The organism is bacterium, from assembly GCA_016124905.1.
In the GTDB taxonomy this organism is placed as follows: domain Bacteria; phylum Pseudomonadota; class Alphaproteobacteria; order Rickettsiales; family RI-342; genus RI-342.
Window position 1 is genome coordinate 21,785 of sequence record WGMV01000024.1, and the last position, 15,529, is coordinate 37,313.

Sequence of the window (15,529 nt, forward strand, 5' to 3'; positions counted from 1 at the left end):
TTTTGTATCCTATTGGTTAATTGTTTAAGCTTTGTTGCTGTTTATGTCCGCTGTCACCATTTATTCGACCACCGTTTGTCCCTATTGCGTGCGCGCTAAGGAGTTGCTGAAGCGCAAAGGGGTGAGCTATGCCGAAATCAATGTGGATGACGATGCCGAGCGGGCCAAGATGATCGAAAAGTCCGGCGGCCGCCGAACGGTCCCGCAGATTTTCATCGGCAGCACCCATGTGGGCGGCTGTGACGACCTTTACGCGCTGGAACGCGAAGGCAAGCTGGACGCACTGCTGGCCGGCTAAGGACCCGAATTCTTCAACTATGGGTACATTTTTCTGCCAGGGTTAGCAGGTCAACGCTTTTTGGCTTTTTTGGGCGCTTCAGGGGCGGGGTTGGCCCACAGGCTGAGCTGGCTGATGCGCACGGCGGAGACAGGCTCGGCCTCCGTTTCGGGATAGGCCAGCCAATTGATGCCGCCGATGGTCTCTTCCCGTGACATTTTCATGGGGGTGGCGGCTTCGGCGCGTAAGGTTCCATCCAGCCAGAGGCGAAGATGCATGGGCTTTTTGTCATCTTCTGGCAGGATCCATTCCTGCTCCACCGTCACCCAGTCGCCCAGGGCGGGCTCCTTGTCCACCGGCCAGTGCTCCACCTTGCAACCACCGAGGCCGTCAGGCTGATGAAAGGTGAGCCGGGCCTTGCCGTTCTGAAGCTCCAGGCGCACATATTCACCCATGCTGCCTTTTTCGCAGCCGAAGGGCGCGCCGCGGTACAGGCCGGGCAGCGCCACGCGCGGTGGAATGTCTTCCACGATGGAGAGGTAAAAGCGGTAACGGAAACAAACATGGCGCGTGTTGTCCGGCATGCCGCCCTGGGCGGCGAATTTTGGCCCGGCCTTATTGCTTTCCTCACCGTCCGGCCAGGAAAAGGCCATTTGCGGCGGCTGGCCGAAAGGGGTTGCCTCGGGTTGGCTGCTGCGCTCGGCCATGCCCCAGCTTTCAAACGGCTTGTCGTCGGCAAGAGCGGGATAATCAAACGCGAGCGGCATGCGCGCCGAGCAAGGTGAAACCGGCAGGGGCGCCTCTTCAACCGGGGGCTTGCTGCCCTGCCAGAAACCAATGCCCGCGCCGATGGCCACAACGCCCAGGATAACCCCTGCTATCAGCCTGCCTGACATGTCAGTTCAGTTCCTTGGGAATGGCGACGTTGCAGGCCTTAAGGTGATTGCGCAGCACCGCTTTAAGAGATTCCAGCGAGGCCTTGTCCTGCCCTTCCGCCCGGGCAATGATGGCGGCCTGGGTGTTGCTGGCGCGGATGAGCCACCAGCCTTCAGGGCTGACCACGCGCACGCCGTCCACCGTCTGCACCTTGGCTTTCTCCGCTTTGAGGCGGGCATGGATTTCATCCACCACGGTGGTTTTGCGTGCTTCCTGCACATCGATGCGAATTTCGGGCGTGGAGAAACGCTGCGGCAGGCTGGCGGCAATCTCGCTTAATGGCTGGGTGGCGCGGGCGAGCATGTCCAGCGTGCGCACGGCGGCGTAGATGCCGTCGTCGAAGCCGAAATAGCGATCGGCAAAAAAGATGTGCCCGCTCATTTCACCGGCAAGAAGGGCGTGTTCTTCCTTCATTTTGGCTTTGATGAGGGAGTGGCCAGTTTTCCACATGATGGGGCGGCCGCCATGTTTGGCAATGTCGGCAAAGAGGCTTTCGCTGGCCTTCACATCGGCAATGATGCAGGCGGTGGGGTGGCGCATGAGCAGATCACGCGAGAGCAGCATCAGCAGGTCATCGCCCCAGATGATGCGGCCCTGCCCGTCCACCACGCCGATGCGGTCGGCATCGCCATCGAAAGCCACGCCGATATCGTAGCCGCCCTCAATCACTTCCCTGATGAGCTGGGCGAGGTTCTCTTCCACCGTCGGGTCCGGGTGGTGATTGGGAAAGCGGCCGTCGATCTCGGCATTGATGACGTGATGCTCGCCCGGGAGCTGGGAAGCGAGTTTTTCCACCACCTCACCGGCGGCGCCGTTGCCGGGGTCCCACACCACGCGAAGGCGGCGGCGGGCGCGGGTGTCGTCGTAACCCGCACGGAGGGTGGAGATGTAATCGTTCAGCACGCTGGCATGGGTTTCCCAGCCGCCCGGCTTGCCGTGGCCGCCCTTGGCGGCGGTGCGGCCGAGCTCCTGAATATCCTCGCCATAAAAGGGCTGGCGGGCCAGCACCATTTTCATGCCGTTATGGTGGCCGGGATTGTGGGAGCCAGTGACCATCAGCCCGGCTTCCACCGGCAGGGTGAAGGCGGCGAAATAGAGCATGGGGGTGGGGCCGATGCCGATATTGACCACCTGGGCGCCGGCATCCTGCATACCGAGGGAGACGGCCTTGCTGAGGCCTGGGGAGCTCAGGCGACCGTCACGTCCCAGCGCGATGCGCGGGTTTTCCGCCCCGGTGGCGCTGGCCACCAGCATGGCGAAAGCACGGCCGATGGCATAGGCGTGCTGCTCGGTCAGCGTGACTCCCGCTTCTCCACGAATGTCGTAGGCACGCAAGGTGACGGGCTCCAGCCCGCAAGGCCAGGCATAGCCGTTCTCGCTGGCGGTTTCGGGTTCGATACGGGCGGCGGCGTTGTCAGTCATCAGGCATCTCCCAAAGCAGGCTAAACCTAGACCAGAGAGGCGCTCTTCACAAGGGTTTGCTTAAGGGAATTCCCGCGTGATTTTAATTTTCTGGAAAAAACACCGGCAGCCATGTAGAAGCCAGCCATCGGGTTCATTAATGTTTTAAGGAAAAATCCATGAAAATCGACGGTTCCGCGGTACGCGCCGGCATGGTGATTGAGCATAATAACAAACTCTGGCTGGTCACACGCCACAACATCGTGGCCCCCGGCAACTGGCGCGCCATGAACCAGGTGGAGCTGAAAGACATCAAAACCGGCACCAAATCCAACCAGCGCTTCAGCTCGGACGAGAAAATCGAGCGCGTGCGTCTGGACCAGAAGGATTACCAGTACCTTTACCCCGAAGACGATAATCTGGTGTTCATGGATAACGAGACGTTCGAACAGATCACACTTCACAAGGATCTGGCTGGCGAACAGCTTCCCTTTCTGCAAGACGGCATGAAAGTGATCATCGAATCCTATGAAGGCGAGGCACTTAGCCTGAAGCTGCCCGAGCGCGTGACCATGGTGATCGTGGAAGCCGACCCGGTGGTGAAAGGCCAGACGGCCTCTTCCTCCTACAAACCGGCCAAACTGGAAAACGGCGTGCGCGTGATGGTGCCCCCCTTCATTGAGGCGGGCGAGAAGATCATCGTGAATACCGAGGACAATAGCTACGCCGGCCGGGCCGAGTAAGGTTGTTTAAACTTATTTGACCGATGGTGGTTTCCCGTGCCGGATGCCTGGCATGGAACAACAGTCATAAAGCGCACATCATGGATTTCAACGGTTCCCCCATCCTCAGCATCATGGAAAAAGCGGCCAGCAAAGCGGCGCGCGGGTTGCTGCGTGATTTCGGCGAGGTGGAAAAACTCCAGGTATCCCGCAAAGGGTTGAGGGATTTTGTGACCGCGGCGGACCTGAAAGCCGAGGAGGTCATCCTCGCGCATCTTCGCCAGGCGCGGCCGGATTATGCCATTTTATCGGAAGAAGCGGGCGAAATTGCCGGGAATTCCGATTACCGCTGGGTGGTGGACCCGCTGGACGGCACCAATAATTTTCTCCACTCCGTGCCGCATTTCTGCATTTCGATTGCGCTGGAGAAAAACACCCCTAAAGGCCCTGAAGTGCAGGCCGGGCTGATTTTCGAACCGCTGGTGCAGCAGCTTTTCTGGGCGGAAAAGGGCAAAGGCGCGTTTCACAACGGCGCGCGCATGCGGGTTTCATCCCGCAAGGAAATGGCGGAAGCGCTGATTGCAACGGGCAATACCGCCTTTCGCGGTGAGAACCCTGATTACGACCGGCTTTCCATTGAACTCAGCCGCGCTTGCATGGGGCTACGCTGCATGGGTTCGGCCGCGCTGGACCTGGCTTATGTGGCCAGCGGCAAGCTGGAAGCCTTCTGGCAAATCGGCCTCAAGCAGTGGGACATGGCCGCAGGCATGCTGATGGTGAAGGAAGCCGGAGGCATTGTGCGCGACATGCGCATGCAAGGCGACCCCTACGTGACCAGCAACATTGTGGCCAGCAACGCCACGCTCGCCCCGCAGCTGGACAAGCTGATGGCCCAGGCGATGCGTCAGGCGGCGGCATAGGCTTTTAAAAAGCCCCGCTTTTTGATATAGTGGTGGAATGAAACGATCTTTTCTGTTCCTGGTAGCGTTTTTATTCAGCATAGCGATGCTCGATCCGTCGCGCATTATCTGCTGCGAGGCCATGCTCGGCCTGGGTATGCCGAAAGCCGAAGCCGCCACCCCAGCCACCGATGCGATGCCGTGTCACGGCATGGCAGAGAAAGTCCTCGCCAAACCCGATAAGGACAAGCATGCGGGGCGGCAATGCCTGTTTGGTTCTGCCTGTGCCAAATGCATCTCCATGGCATGCATGCCGTCCTATGCGGGCAAGCCCTCTCCGGAGACCGTGCCCATGCGCAGCCTGCGCCCGGCGCATCAGGATTTCATTGCGTATATCGTTGAGCTTTCTACGCCACCTCCCAAACAGGCGTAATCTTTCACCGCCACTGGGCGGCGGTTCGTTTACGCTTTATCTTTAAAAGGGAGTTTCCCATGAATCTGTTCTTACGTTCCATCGCCATGCTGATGCTGGCGTTTGTTGCAGCCTGCGCCTCACCTCAAAGCGGCATGGATTGCCCATGCGCCAAGGGTGATGGCAAGAAGTGCGAATGCACGACCTGCCATAAGGAAGGCGAAATCTGCCCCAAGTGCCACAAGGCGCATGGCAAGGATGAGCCCTGCAAAAAGTGCCATAAAACCCAAAAAGCCGACTAGTTTTTACGGCGATTCGGCGACAAAGGGGGCTTCGGCCCCCTTTGTTTTTGTGTATTTGTTTTATTTAGGGCGGCCTTTCCCGGGCGGTTATTCCGAATAAAGCTTAATTTTGCTTGCCTTCGTTGAGGCACTATGGCACATGGCAAGCTTTCCCAGTGCCGCCATGGCTCAGTGGTAGAGCGCACCCTTGGTAAGGGTGAGGTCCCGAGTTCAATCCTCGGTGGCGGCACCAGGGGATTTTCAGCCGTATAAAAAACTTGGGAGGCTTCCATGGCCGTTACGCGCCGCGTCAAAGACATCCTGTCATGGTATGAGTCCGACAATCCCGGCACCAAAGCCAGCCTTGCCCGCATGATGATGCATGGCAAGCTGGGCGGCACGGGCAAAATGGTGATCCTGCCGGTGGACCAGGGGTTTGAACATGGCCCGGCACGCAGCTTCGCCCCCAACCCCGATGCCTATGACCCGCATTACCATTTCAAGCTCGCCATTGATGCCGGGCTGAACGCCTATGCTGCTCCGCTCGGCATGCTGGAAGCGGGCGCAGGAACATTTGCGGGCGCCATTCCGCTGATCTTGAAAGTGAACAGCTCCAATTCCCTTTATCCCAACAGCAAAGCGCCGGACCAGGCCGTGACAGCCAGCGTCAAGGATGCGCTGCGCCTGGGTTGCTCGGCGATTGGCTTTACCATTTATCCCGGTTCGGGCGAAAGCTTCGCCATGATGGAAGAAATCCGCGAGATGTCGCTGGAAGCAAAATCCAAGGGGCTGGCTGTGGTGGTGTGGAGCTACGCCCGTGGCGAGGAGCTTTCCAAAGACGGCGAGACCGCGGCCGATGTGATTACCTATGCCGCCCATATGGCCGCCCTGCTCGGCGCCCATATCATCAAGGTAAAGCCGCCCACCAGCAAGCTGGGGCAGGATGAAGCCAAGAAGGTGTATGAAAAGCAGGTGATCCCCATTTCCAGCCTGACGGACCGCATTGCGCATGTGAAGCAGGCCACGTTCGGCGGGCGCCGTCTGGTCATCTTCTCCGGCGGTAATGCCAAAGGCAACGCCGATGTGCTGAACGAGATCCGCGAAATTCATGCCGGCGGCGGCGATGGCTCCATCATCGGCCGCAACTGCTTCCAGCGCCCACGCCAGGAAGCACTGGATTTATTGCGCGAAATCATCGCGATTTATAAATCCCCGCCATCCCCCGGGGTGAAGAAGCCGGTTAAAAAAGCGGCTTAAATCACATTATTTTTTGGGTGATTAACCTTTCCCTCGTTTCTGCGGCGGAAAGGTTTTTCCTGTTTTATCGATATTATTCATTGACATAACCATGCGCGGCGCGCATGGCAGCATTACGGTTTTGTTAACAAATTTATTGATTTCCGTAACGGGCATTTAACAATCCCTCTGTAAAACAATAGAAAGTTAATTTCTCGCAGAGGACTCTCTCATGGCCGATCGTCACACCGCAAACCGTGGCAATACCCCACTACATGATGAAGTAGTAAACAGGGTTGCCGGTAATATTATGGGCGCCATGGGAAGCATGGTGGCTGGCGCAACCTCTCCTCGCAGGGAGCAACTCGAAGCTCTGCAACGAGATATCTTAGATAACTATATTAACGGCACCACTCCCATCAGCTTTGAAGGGCTTGTGCAGCATCTGCGCGATGGCGGGTTAGGCGATCAGGAAATCTTCAACGTTCTTACTACAGACCGGATGCTTGATGGCAGCAATGCCATCAGCATTACAGACGGCGTTTTGTCCGTAGATTATTCCCGTGCTGCCGAGCATGTATCCTTCTGGACAGCCCAGAATGGCAATGGAAACTACCTGGATGAACTGGACACGGCCGTTATTCAGCAGAATGCCGCTTTTGTTACACAAGATTTTGCAATTGCCATTCAAAATGGCGTTGTGGCGGATGCAGCTCTGCTGAACCAGCTGGTTGGCGATCTCTCGCAGGATCAGCTTAGCCAGGCATTTAATGCTGCAATTGCCACGGCCCCGCTTGATCAAACGACCGCACAAAATCTGTTTAACCGTATGGATTCCGGTCATCGCGATACTATTTTGGCAAATTTCCGCCCAAATGAAGCCGGAGCCTATCCTGCTTTTAACTCTACCCTTGCTGACTTTGTTATTGCCAACGATCGCAGTGCGTCTGAAACCATTGGCAATGCGGCGCTTGCAAATAACCAGGCCAATTACGCCTACAGCCTCTTCCTTGGCTCTCCTTCGAGCTTCTCCAGCAGCTTTGCTGAGAGCGTCGTTTCCAGCGCTGCGTCCCAAGGCAGTGACCAGTTTCCCGCCGTACTGAACTCCGCCTGGAACATGGGGCTGGTATCGCGCGATTCGATCAGCGGCCTTATCACGGGTGGCTTCAATCCGGCCACCGCAACCGCTATCCTTGACCTTAGCGGCAGCGACTTTGACCAATCCCTCGCTAATTGGGCGCTTGGTGCAAATAATTTCCAGTTCCTGACCGATCATGGCCTGACTGGTCAGATTTCGCAAGATCAGATCAACAGTCTGGTGGCCGGTAACCTGGATACCATCAAGGCCGAGCTGTCTACCGGTGGGCATGGCGCTTTCTCGGATACTTTTGGCACGGCGGCCCTAGAGTCTGGGATTCGCAGCATGGCGGCCAATGCCATTACCAACAACGACTTCACAACATTGTCTACCGTGTTTGGCTTTGGCGGCATGGGCTCAAATCCGCAACTGGCCTCGCAGATTCTTGTGGCAGGCATCAATTCCACCTCGCAGCCGCAAGGTCTGGAATTTGTCCAGGATATGTACAGTCGTTATGGCGGCAGCCTGAACAATGATATTTTCGGCCCTCTTCTAGATGCATCCATTGCACATGGTGACATGGCGTTCGCCTATAAGGTTGCGACGGATCACATCGGCGCAGTCGGCAGCGATGATTTGAGAACGCTGCTGTCTTCCAATAACATCGCCGCCGCATCCCCGGCCGATGTGTTCGCACTGTATGATCTCGCCAGCAGCACCATCGTGGATGGCGGCCTGAGCGGCGATTATACTCTGCTGGAAGGCCCTGAGGCCCTGAATGTATTGAATTTCGCTGCAGGCAACCTCGGCAATGCCGAACTGGGTGCTCGTGCCGAAACCACCATCATCGACATCATCACCTCCGACCGCAATAATGCCGGTCTGCAGGGCGACTCGCAATTCAGCGGGATTGATCAGACGGCCCTGGTGAATGCCATTACCGGCAACGTGACGCTGCTCAACGCGGCCCTCAACGACCCTGAAGTCAAAGCGGCCCTGGTTAGCGAGGGAATCCTTGATGATGTTGTAAATCAGTCGCTTACTGCGGCGCTGGCTCAAACCCCGCCTGCACTCAATCAGGCACTGACCAGCTATATCATTGAGAATCCCGATCAAATTTCCGCTGCCAACCTGCAGGCTATCGCCGGCAATGCGGATCTCATTAACAGCATTACTCCGGCAGTAGTTCGCGTAAGCCTTATTAATAGCATCTCGGATGTTACCGTTTCCAACGGGCGCGGCATGCATGACCTTGCTCTGGATGGCGCACAGCAGACCGTGCTGTTTGACAGCCTACTGGCCACTTACACCAGTGAGCAAAGTTCGGAAGCTGTAAAAACCAAGGCTATGGACGGTATCCGCCAGATTCTGACTGGTAACGATAACGGCCTGCCGATGAGCGGCATGAATACTGCGCATGTTTATTCAGCCATCGCCGCTAAACCAGAGCTCGTTAATCAATTGTTTGGCACGGAACATAATCAGGATTTGATTACTGTTCTGCAGCAAGGCGGACTCGAAGGTGTTGCCAACGCTGTAATCGCATCCCCAGATGCAATGACGGCGACGATGCAGAATACGCTGGAATTCGAGGCGCTGCTTGACCATCTCGACCTGACAAACCCAGTAGTTATTCAGCACCTCGGTGAAACGATTTCATGGTCGCCTGTGGCTCATAATACCGTGGTTGCGGCTCTGGCTTCCGATGCGGATCGTGTTACGGAACTTCTTAGTGCCACCCCCGCTCCGTCCTTCCTGGCGGATGTGGTGAATACCGCACTGGGTTCCGATATCGGCGTCAATATCGTGGCTGATATCGTGAATGATCCAGAAGCGCGTGGAATTCCAGGCGTGCTCGGCACTGTCATCAATAACGCGGCATTGTTCGATGCCGCCTTTAATGACCCAACCGTCAATGCCAAGGATGACCTTACCTACGCAATCGAAAACCGCGCGGTTACCGTTAGCGTGGATCGCTCCATCGCGATTGTTGCAGCCCATCCGGAATTTGCTGATAACCTACTGGTGAATGCCAACGGCGTGATGAGCGATGAAATGTATGCCGCCGCTCTTCAGAACCAGGCCCTGCTCAACAATGGCGACTCGCTGACGCTGATTATGAATGCTGCCATAGAGCGCGGGGATATGGATACGTTCCTGACCCTTCTTTCAGAACACGGCTCCAGTCTTTCCACAGATCAGCTCAATAGCCTTCAAGTCACGAACGATGTTCAAATAACGCTGCCTAATGGCAACACTATGGGGGCTGCTACCTATGTGTATAATGCCATCCATGGTCTGGCGGAGGATAGCTGCGCTCCTGTCCAACTCACGGAAGATGGGCCGACGGTGCCGAATCAAGATTGCATTGATGGCGTGAATGCTAATCTTAGTGAACTTACCAGTGCCTATTATGATCATGTGCTTACAGCGGGAGAGCTCCTCAATACCGTTGGCGCTCAAACGCTTGGGGATGTTTCTCATTCCCTTACCTCTCCCCAAGCCGGCGCTGGACAGCAACAGTCGCAGCAGCAGGATGGCCCGGGCATGTAATTATTAACATTACATTATGGCAATCTCCCCCGCCCTTGTGGCGGGGGTTTTTGTTTGTGTTTCAGGTGGGTGAGCCCATCCAGGCGAGAAGCAGCCAGGCAGCGAGCAGGATGTGGGAGGCGAGGCCGGCCAAGATGGCGGGCAGCCAGAGTTTGCAGCCGGGACGGCGGGCGCCTGTGCTGGCGATCATGACGATTTTGATGATGGTGATGACGGCGAATTGCGTGAACCAGCTGGTAAACATGCTCCATTGCTGGGCGGCGGGCACGCCATGCAGCATGGCGGCAACAAGGCCTTCCAGCTTGCATGGCTGGATGGAGAGCGCAATGGTCAGCGGCCAGGTCAGCAAAGCCCATAGCATGATGGCCCAGACAGTGCGGCGGCGATGGTAGCCGAAGAAGCTGGTGAGCAGCAATATTTCCAGCATGATGTAGAGCGGCACGAGCGCCAGGCCGTCGATATTGCCGATACCATAGGCCGGGAAACAGCTGATGGCGGCCCAGGCGGCGGTGGGAAGCAGGGCCAGAGGCACGGCGGCGATGAGGGGGGTGATTCGCTTCTGCATGCCTTTTTGTATGCCTCCCCCTGAAATATTGCCATGAAAAAGCGGGAGCCGGGTGACAAAAGCACGGCCTTTTCTTATGGTGCGGGCATGGAAACTTGTCAGATTTACGCCATCACGCCACCTGAACTACCCGACCTGCCCGCTTTCGTGGAGCAGCTAAAAGCCGCACATGGCGCGGCGGACGGATTGCTGAGCGTGCTGCAGCTTCGCCTGAAGGATGTCCCCGATGATGCGGTGTTGCGCGCGGCGGACGGGTTGCTGCCGGTTTGCGAGGCGCTGGGGGTGGCGTTTATCCTGAATGACCGGGCGGACCTTGCTGTGAAAGCTGGCGCGGGAGGGGTGCATCTGGGCGAGGAGGACGGACGGCTGAGCGAGGCCAGACGGCTGCTCGGGCCGGAGGCCATCATCGGCATGTCCTGTTACGATAGCCTGGATACGGCGATGGAGCTGGCGGAGGCCGGGGCGGATTATGTGGCGTTCGGCAGTTTTTACCCCAGCACGACCAAGGAGAATACACGCCGCCCCTCGCCGCTGGTGCTGGCGCAATGGTCCAGCCAGTCGGAGGTTCCCTGTGTAGCGATTGGGGGCATCACGGCCGAGAATGCTGCCATTCTGGTTTCCCACGGGGCGGATTTTATCGCCACCATCTCCTACCTTTGGCAGAACCCGGCACTGCATGCGCAATATCTTGCCCGTATCATTCGTGAAACTCCGGTTCAGCCCGTGCAGCACCTCCTGACCGAATAAGGGATGCAAGGGGCAAGCCCCTTGCTGGGGTTCGGGGCAAAGCCCCGACTTTACGGGCGAAGCCCGAATTTTTATTTTTTACAGCACGTGTTCTAGCATCAGCACCGCATAAAGCGCCAGACACAGGGCGGGACCGAATGGAAAGGTGCCCGGCCCAAAACGTTTTTGCCAGAATAGTCCCAGAATGACGCCGAAAAAGCCCGACAGAAACAGGAACGGCGCCCAGGCATCCAGCCAGAGCCAGGGGCCCGCGGCGGCCAGGAATTTGACATCGCCCAGGCCAAGGCCGTCGCGTTTGCGGATGGCCATGTAGCCGTATTTCAGGCCCAGCCCCAGCAGCAGGCCGATGCCGAGATTCAGGCCGATATCCAGCCAGGCATGCTGTTGTTGCCAGGCATAGGCCAGGCCGAGCACGCCCAGCAGCAGGTTGAGATTGTTGGGCAGAATGCCGTGCTCCAGATCAATGACGCTGAGCAGCAGGAGCAGCAGGCCGAGAGCCGCCATCCAGCCGGCCAGAGGGGTTAGCCCAAACTGCCAGACCGGCAGGGCGGTTAATAGAGCCGCGGTCAACTCAATAAGCGGATAGCGGCCGGAAACGGAGATGTTGCAATGGCGGCAATGCCCCTTGCTCAACAGCCAGGAAAACACGGGAAACAGGTCCCTCACGCCAAGCCGGTGGTTGCAGGCGGGGCAGTGGGACGGGGCCTTCACCCAGTCCTCCCCCCGGGGCAGGCGCCAGGAAAGGGCGGTGATGAAACTGCCGAAGACCAGGCCGAAAGCGGCGGCGATGAGGGCTAGAATCAACGGGCTTGGCATAAGATGCATCCTTTGCGGCGAACTTATCCCCTATTGGTTAAGCAATGTCATACGTGTTTCACATTCCTCGGTTAGGTGAGAGGAAAATCAAGGATATGAGCATGACCAACAATCTTCCCATCTGGCCGGATGTTTCGTCCCATTGGATGCCTGCCGCGCAGGAACAGTTTTTTGTGGGCGATCAGAAATTATTCATGGTCTGCACCGAAGAGGATATCCGCGCTCGCATCCACACCATGGCCGACGAGATCGCCGAAAAATTTCGTGGTGCCGTTGATGAGCGAAACCCGCTCATGCTTGTGAATATTCTCGAGGGGGCGACCTTTCTGGCCGCCGATCTTTCGCGCGCATTGCGCTGGAGGGGCATTCCCAATGACCTGTGCGCCGTGAAGGTCGTCAGCTACGATGAACACAACTCGCGTCTTGAGCATCCCCATATCTTCATGCCGGTGGATGCGTTTCAGAAACTCAATCTGCGCCATTGTGTGATGGTGGATGAAATCAGCGATACCGGCGGGACGTTCCGCGCCTTGAAAGAGGAGCTGGAGCGCAGCGTCAATCCACGGACCGTTCATTCCGCCGCGCTCATCACCCGCAAAGAAGGCGCCGCCGATTTTACCGGCCAGCTGTTCACCAGCGGGGAGTGGCTGGTCGGCTATGGCCTGGACGGCGATAACATGCTGCGCAGCCTGCCATTCGTGGCTGGGATTCCCGGTACCGGCAAGGGTTAAGTCGGGCAGCCTTGTTCAGGCGATTGAAAAATTTACCGCTATTGGCTATAATGACTACAGCGCACAGGCGGCTTTGGAAAAGCCCGGGCAGGTTTATGACCTTTGCTGACGGGGGCTGCGATCCTGGCGCAACGGCGGACATCGCCGAGGGAGCTTTTGGATCATGCTCGAACCCCATCAGGAAGCTGCGGCGGCCGCCGCAACCATTGCAGCATCGCACCATCAATCCGGCCTGAAAACCTCCTGGAAGGACTGGACGCCGGGGCTGGATACGGGAAATCAATTGCTGGGGGAGGTGTACGATACCCTGCAGGGGAACGACCCGGACGCCATCAATTTTTTCGTCTGGCTGTTTGAGAACCCCAAATCCCCCATCGCCATGAAGGGCGCCATTTCGCTGGAGCGGCATGATTGCGTGCATATCCTGCTCGGACGCGGGCTGCTGCCGCAGGATGAGGCGTTCGTCATCGGCTACACGATGGGCACGGCCAAGAATATCAGCCGCTTTGAAGCGCGGCTGTTCAAGCTCATCACCAACAAGATCTACCCGAACCCTTACCGCTTCTCGGCCGATAATCTGGTGGCCTATAATATGGGCCTTCGGCTAGGGAAGCTGAACCCGGTCGGCAAAATCTACGATATGGCCCTGGAGACCATGAAGCATAAGCGGATCGACGAGCTTCGCGCGCTATGTGGCATCGATGCGGAAGCCCTGCGGCGCGTGTATGCGGCTGAACAGGTGATGATTCCCGGCAGCAAGGAAAGCGAGCGTCTGCCTGTATAGGCGGCGTCATGATTCCTTCATGGTTTTATGGGATTATCTCCAGGCACTGCTTGGATTATCTTGATGCCGGATGTTTCTTCCTCCCCTCATTTTGACGTTGCCTGGATGGAGCCGCTGCTTGCCGATGAGGCAATGCGGGGAAAGCTGACACCGTTTCAGACCCATGGGGCGCAGACCCGGACGCTGTACCCGCTGCCGTTTCTTGAACATGTGGACAGGGCCATGCTGGATGATCTGGGCATTACCTGCCAGGGGCCCGTGCCCGCGCATCTGCCGCAGCACATCAACTACGAGCTTAATTTCACCGATACCCGGGGTGCTTACGCCGCCACCGATCCGGAGGTGGTGGCGGGTCTGACCCGTTACCTGCTTGCCTTCAATAACGGCAAGTATAACCTCGATGGGCAACTCCATATCGAGGCGCTGAAAGAGGATTTCGGCGGCTTGATCGTGGATAAGAGCAATGTGGTGTTCTTTCTCAATTTCAACAAGGATGACAAAATCTCCATTCAGCCGCTTTGCCAGTTTGAGCTTGATACGAGCGGCGAGGAGCCCGTGGTGGTGCGTCAGTTTATCGAACTGGGCGCCCTCAATTTTTCCCGTGTGTATGATTTTGATTCAGAAGCCTATTTCAAGCTGGTTGGCCTGGCCAAAGGATGCACCTATCTGGGCGACGTTACCGACCCCGAAGACCAGACGCCGGATGTGGCGTTCATGCGCGACATCACCAGCCTGACCGCGTCCCTTTTATCCGTGCACCGGCTGCTGGCCTGCTCCGTCGAATACCTGCCGGACCGCTACCCCACGCATGAGCCGCACCGGCTGTTTGTGGACGCCATCGTTAAAGACGAGGCGACGGGGCGGGACGTGGTGGTTTTCGGCCCCGCCAACAAGAAGAATGAGAAGGGCTTCGTGGTGTATGTGCCGCAGGGCACGCATACGGTGGATATGAATCCCGACGACGCCATTGCCCTGGCGGCATCGGATGCAAGCGGGCAGGGAACGTTCCTCATGTTTGTGCAACAGATGGATGCTGAAGGCGTGCCGACAGGTAAGTTTGCCGCGCGAGTTTATTCGCTGCAGGCCTATATTGCCGACCATGGTTTTCATGTGCAGCTGCCCGATGGCAGCTATGTGCTGGCGAATCTGGAAAATACCTGCCGCTATGACCCCGAGCGCGGCGCCATCCTCTCGCCTTCCGGCGAGATTGTTGCCGCCATCGGCCCCCAGGGTGCCAACACCATTACTGCAACGGGCGCCCAACAGGAAATGACACGCCCTGCACCAGGGCTCGTGGTTGAATAAAAAAGGGCGTGCCAAAGGCACGCCCCGAAATTTTTTGGCTCAAGGTGATTAAGCCGCTTTGGGAAGCTTGGAGGAAAGTTCCTTCACCGCGTCGACCGAGTGATTGAACATTTTCTTTTCTTCGGCGTTCATTTCGATTTCGACGATTTTCTCCACGCCGTTTTTGCCAATGACCACCGGCACGCCGACATAGAGATTCTTCACCCCATATTCGCCATTGAGGTAAGCGGCGCAGGGAAGCACGCGCTTTTTGTCCTTCAGGTAGCTTTCGGCCATGGTGATGGCGGAAGCAGCCGGGGCGTAGAAGGCGGAGCCAGTTTTCAGCAGGCCGACGATCTCCGCACCGCCATCGCGCGTGCGCTGAACGATGGCATCCAGCTTGGCCTGGGTGATCCAGCCCATTTTCACCAGATCCGGCAAGGGAATGCCGGCCACGGTGGAGTAACGAACCAGCGGCACCATGGTGTCGCCATGGCCGCCGAGGACGAAAGCGGTCACATCTTCAATGGAAACATTGAACGCCTCGGCCAGGAAGTGGCGGAAGCGGGAAGAATCCAACACGCCGGCCATGCCGACGACCTTGTTCTTCGGAAGGCTGGATGCCTGCTGAAGAACCATCACCATCACATCCAGCGGATTGGTGATGACGATCACGAAGGCATCCTTGCAATGCTTCTTGATGTTTTCGCCCACCGTCTGCATGACTTTGGAGTTGATCTCGATCAGATCATCGCGGCTCATGCCCGGCTTGCGCGGCACGCCGGCGGTGACGATCACCACGTCGGC

The 15,529-nt window shown here is 57.4% G+C and carries 16 protein-coding genes and 1 tRNA gene; 12 read left to right on the forward strand and 5 right to left on the reverse strand.

What is annotated here, in order from left to right; all coding sequences use genetic code 11:
- The first annotated feature begins 43 nt into the window (after window positions 1–43).
- Entirely contained in the window at window positions 44–298 is a 255-nt protein-coding gene (grxC, locus tag GC177_06605) for a glutaredoxin 3 (protein MBI1275625.1), read from the forward strand.
- A gap of 50 nt (window positions 299–348) precedes the next feature.
- Here the strand turns inward: grxC and GC177_06610 are convergent, their stop codons facing one another.
- Both GC177_06610 and GC177_06615 read right to left on the reverse strand, forming a co-directional pair.
- On the reverse strand, window positions 349–1,173 hold the full coding sequence (locus GC177_06610; GenBank protein ID MBI1275626.1) for a hypothetical protein: 825 nt from the start codon (window positions 1,171–1,173) through the stop codon (window positions 349–351).
- A 1-nt stretch (window position 1,174) separates the two neighbouring features.
- On the reverse strand, window positions 1,175–2,635 hold the full coding sequence (locus tag GC177_06615; GenBank protein MBI1275627.1) for a phosphomannomutase: 1,461 nt from the start codon (window positions 2,633–2,635) through the stop codon (window positions 1,175–1,177).
- 158 nt (window positions 2,636–2,793) lie between these two features.
- Between GC177_06615 and efp the strand changes: the two genes are divergently transcribed.
- From efp to GC177_06650, 7 genes are all read left to right on the forward strand, one after another.
- Entirely contained in the window at window positions 2,794–3,357 is a 564-nt protein-coding gene (efp, locus tag GC177_06620) for an elongation factor P (GenBank protein ID MBI1275628.1), read from the forward strand.
- Window positions 3,358–3,437: 80 nt separating this feature from the next.
- Entirely contained in the window at window positions 3,438–4,256 is an 819-nt protein-coding gene (locus tag GC177_06625; protein MBI1275629.1) for an inositol monophosphatase, read from the forward strand.
- 37 nt (window positions 4,257–4,293) lie between these two features.
- Window positions 4,294–4,668: a hypothetical protein gene (locus tag GC177_06630; GenBank protein MBI1275630.1), complete on the forward strand. Its 375-nt coding sequence runs from the start codon at window positions 4,294–4,296 to the stop codon at window positions 4,666–4,668.
- A 59-nt stretch (window positions 4,669–4,727) separates the two neighbouring features.
- The gene (locus GC177_06635) at window positions 4,728–4,949 is read left to right on the forward strand and encodes a hypothetical protein (GenBank protein ID MBI1275631.1); all 222 of its coding nucleotides are present in this window, start codon (window positions 4,728–4,730) and stop codon (window positions 4,947–4,949) included.
- Between the two features lie 157 nt (window positions 4,950–5,106).
- Window positions 5,107–5,181: transfer RNA gene (locus GC177_06640), tRNA-Thr, on the forward strand.
- Window positions 5,182–5,219: 38 nt separating this feature from the next.
- The gene (locus GC177_06645; protein ID MBI1275632.1) at window positions 5,220–6,185 is read left to right on the forward strand and encodes a class I fructose-bisphosphate aldolase; all 966 of its coding nucleotides are present in this window, start codon (window positions 5,220–5,222) and stop codon (window positions 6,183–6,185) included.
- Window positions 6,186–6,396: 211 nt separating this feature from the next.
- A complete protein-coding gene (locus GC177_06650; GenBank protein ID MBI1275633.1) occupies window positions 6,397–9,795 on the forward strand; it encodes a hypothetical protein in 3,399 nt (1,132 codons plus the stop codon).
- A gap of 61 nt (window positions 9,796–9,856) precedes the next feature.
- Here the strand turns inward: GC177_06650 and GC177_06655 are convergent, their stop codons facing one another.
- A complete protein-coding gene (locus GC177_06655; protein ID MBI1275634.1) occupies window positions 9,857–10,360 on the reverse strand; it encodes a hypothetical protein in 504 nt (167 codons plus the stop codon).
- Window positions 10,361–10,447: 87 nt separating this feature from the next.
- On the opposite strand from GC177_06655, the gene GC177_06660 reads away from it, so the two are divergent.
- The gene (locus GC177_06660; protein ID MBI1275635.1) at window positions 10,448–11,107 is read left to right on the forward strand and encodes a thiamine phosphate synthase; all 660 of its coding nucleotides are present in this window, start codon (window positions 10,448–10,450) and stop codon (window positions 11,105–11,107) included.
- A 78-nt stretch (window positions 11,108–11,185) separates the two neighbouring features.
- On the opposite strand, the gene GC177_06665 is transcribed toward GC177_06660, so the two are convergent.
- The gene (locus GC177_06665) at window positions 11,186–11,932 is read right to left on the reverse strand and encodes a prepilin peptidase (protein MBI1275636.1); all 747 of its coding nucleotides are present in this window, start codon (window positions 11,930–11,932) and stop codon (window positions 11,186–11,188) included.
- A 35-nt stretch (window positions 11,933–11,967) separates the two neighbouring features.
- Between GC177_06665 and GC177_06670 the strand changes: the two genes are divergently transcribed.
- From GC177_06670 to GC177_06680, 3 genes are all read left to right on the forward strand, one after another.
- A complete protein-coding gene (locus GC177_06670) occupies window positions 11,968–12,654 on the forward strand; it encodes a hypothetical protein (protein MBI1275637.1) in 687 nt (228 codons plus the stop codon).
- A gap of 163 nt (window positions 12,655–12,817) precedes the next feature.
- Complete coding sequence (locus GC177_06675; protein ID MBI1275638.1) at window positions 12,818–13,438, forward strand: hypothetical protein; 621 nt, start codon at window positions 12,818–12,820, stop codon at window positions 13,436–13,438.
- 63 nt (window positions 13,439–13,501) lie between these two features.
- The gene (locus tag GC177_06680; GenBank protein MBI1275639.1) at window positions 13,502–14,743 is read left to right on the forward strand and encodes a hypothetical protein; all 1,242 of its coding nucleotides are present in this window, start codon (window positions 13,502–13,504) and stop codon (window positions 14,741–14,743) included.
- Between the two features lie 48 nt (window positions 14,744–14,791).
- Here GC177_06680 and GC177_06685 read toward each other — a convergent pair.
- Window positions 14,792–15,529 (reverse strand): malate dehydrogenase (locus GC177_06685; protein ID MBI1275640.1); only part of this gene is annotated, 738 nt, incomplete at its 5' end.

Coding starts and splice junctions, on each gene's coding strand:
- efp (MBI1275628.1), top strand. CDS start 2,794: ATGAAAATCGACGGTTCCGCGGTACGCGCCGGCATGGTGATTGAGCAT.
- grxC (MBI1275625.1), top strand. CDS start 44: ATGTCCGCTGTCACCATTTATTCGACCACCGTTTGTCCCTATTGCGTG.
- GC177_06610 (MBI1275626.1), bottom strand. CDS start 1,173: ATGTCAGGCAGGCTGATAGCAGGGGTTATCCTGGGCGTTGTGGCCATC.
- GC177_06645 (MBI1275632.1), top strand. CDS start 5,220: ATGGCCGTTACGCGCCGCGTCAAAGACATCCTGTCATGGTATGAGTCC.
- GC177_06655 (MBI1275634.1), bottom strand. CDS start 10,360: ATGCAGAAGCGAATCACCCCCCTCATCGCCGCCGTGCCTCTGGCCCTG.
- GC177_06650 (MBI1275633.1), top strand. CDS start 6,397: ATGGCCGATCGTCACACCGCAAACCGTGGCAATACCCCACTACATGAT.
- GC177_06615 (MBI1275627.1), bottom strand. CDS start 2,635: ATGACTGACAACGCCGCCGCCCGTATCGAACCCGAAACCGCCAGCGAG.
- GC177_06680 (MBI1275639.1), top strand. CDS start 13,502: ATGCCGGATGTTTCTTCCTCCCCTCATTTTGACGTTGCCTGGATGGAG.
- GC177_06625 (MBI1275629.1), top strand. CDS start 3,438: ATGGATTTCAACGGTTCCCCCATCCTCAGCATCATGGAAAAAGCGGCC.
- GC177_06675 (MBI1275638.1), top strand. CDS start 12,818: ATGCTCGAACCCCATCAGGAAGCTGCGGCGGCCGCCGCAACCATTGCA.
- GC177_06665 (MBI1275636.1), bottom strand. CDS start 11,932: ATGCATCTTATGCCAAGCCCGTTGATTCTAGCCCTCATCGCCGCCGCT.
- GC177_06660 (MBI1275635.1), top strand. CDS start 10,448: ATGGAAACTTGTCAGATTTACGCCATCACGCCACCTGAACTACCCGAC.
- GC177_06635 (MBI1275631.1), top strand. CDS start 4,728: ATGAATCTGTTCTTACGTTCCATCGCCATGCTGATGCTGGCGTTTGTT.
- GC177_06670 (MBI1275637.1), top strand. CDS start 11,968: ATGTCATACGTGTTTCACATTCCTCGGTTAGGTGAGAGGAAAATCAAG.
- GC177_06630 (MBI1275630.1), top strand. CDS start 4,294: ATGAAACGATCTTTTCTGTTCCTGGTAGCGTTTTTATTCAGCATAGCG.